The following is a 1596-nucleotide window of genomic DNA, read 5'->3' as shown; positions in this document are numbered from 1 at the left end:
GGGCTAAACGCCCTCCGCGTCAACGCGCGCCCGCACGAGAAAACCGACCACTGTCAGATTTAGTCTAGTCCACTACAAATCAGCCCTTCGACGCGTTAGCTTGATCTGCCGCTCTTGCTTCAAAGTGGTCTTTCTCGTGCAAGGTTTGTGGCGCAATCATCAGCTAGCTCTACCGCGCGACTGGCTGACGGGATTCGCGACCAACGATCGGCCGCTTCCCCGCTAGTGCATCTCACGGATTTTATGGGCACAGTTCGTGTCAGCAGTGTGGCTGCTCACTCTGATATCGAACCAATCGACGACGAACGCCCGATTAAGGCTTAAATACCAGTTCCTCGTGCCATTTTAGATATGGCTTTAGGTCATCAAAATCTCGTAACCGCAGCCGTGTACTTGGATCAATGCCAAAATGTCGCTGGTGCGCGATTGATATCCGTGAGCTGATGCGAATCTTGAAGTCTTCATCGAACGTGATGAGCCCGCGATCAAAGAGACGGTCGAGGGTAGGAACGAGCAATAAGCCATTTGACACGCTGATCCGTTCATCAGCCGTATCGCACCTGCTCCACGGCTTGATGTGACTCGCAGTGAGCATATCTTTCATTGAGACCTGCGTGACGGAACAGCCACCCCAGCGCTCAAAAAGGGCGTCCCGAAAGGGTCCTTGGCCAACGCGCGCTTTGATGACCGCATCACGTTCGGTCTCGCTTAGGTTTTGGACTAATTCCTGGAGCAGCGGATCATCCCCAAGGTCGGGAATCTTTGGGGTCGTGTCGTCTACTTCGCGGGCGGGAGGGTCTTCGCCTCGGACAATTCGATATTCTCCGCCTCCAACGATCGAGAAGTCGTAGTCGTGAATCCACCAAGTTTCGGGGTCTAGTTCTCGCGCCGAAACGGTCGACGCGCGGTCAGCATTTGACTCATCAACGTCGTCTCCGTCCACAAGGATCAGTCGCACCGGTCGATTGAGCTTGTACGCCGCTTGAACTGCGAAGTCGAGATCGCGCGAGCGCTTGGTCCACGTACGCAGACGATTGCGCACCTCGCTACGGCGCTCGCCTTTGTCGAGATCCAGAAGTCGCTGACGATAGGCTCTATCGTTACCGATATAAAAGACCTCGTCATCTTTGATCGTCAAGCCGTCAAACCATATGCAGGCGACGAGCGCTTCGCTATCGCTTCCAGGAAAAGCCCAAGCCGTATTCCGCGAGATATTGTCGTTTGGATTAGCGATGATTTTGCCGTCGTTCGTTACGTCCCAAGCAGAGACGTCGTGACCAGCTTCGACCAATAGTTCGCGAACCGCACGTTTTTTCCTCGGACGGGTGGGGGGCGGTATCTGACTCATCGTGAGGCCATGTCGCTAGATAATTTTCGAAAGAGACATCCGAAACGTCATGAATTGAGTTCACGACGTCGCAAACGCGATACTAGCGCCGGGCCAGTTGCGGCTGCGCAAATCGATAAAGGCACTGTACCAGCAACGCTTGAGGTCAGTGAGGGGCCGGTTCTGGCCGGCGGACTAAACCGCTCGCGCGGTAGGGGCTACGGTCCGACGCTGGTGGTCAGTGAGAGGCCGGTCACCCGGCTTTATGT

Annotated in this window: 1 protein-coding gene; it reads right to left on the bottom strand. The window is 55.3% G+C overall.

Annotated features, from left to right (window positions below):
• Window positions 1-313: 313 nt before the first annotated feature.
• Window positions 314-1348 (bottom strand): HNH endonuclease, encoded by a 1035-nt coding sequence (locus AWB74_RS44405; RefSeq protein WP_061152782.1) that lies wholly within the window; start codon window positions 1346-1348, stop codon window positions 314-316.
• Between the last annotated feature and the right edge of the window lie 248 nt (window positions 1349-1596).

Origin of the sequence: Caballeronia arvi (assembly GCF_001544695.2) — a bacterium.
GTDB lineage: Bacteria > Pseudomonadota > Gammaproteobacteria > Burkholderiales > Burkholderiaceae > Caballeronia > Caballeronia arvi.
Note: the sequence above shows the minus strand (reverse complement) of the source record. Positions and strands in the feature narration are given on the sequence as shown.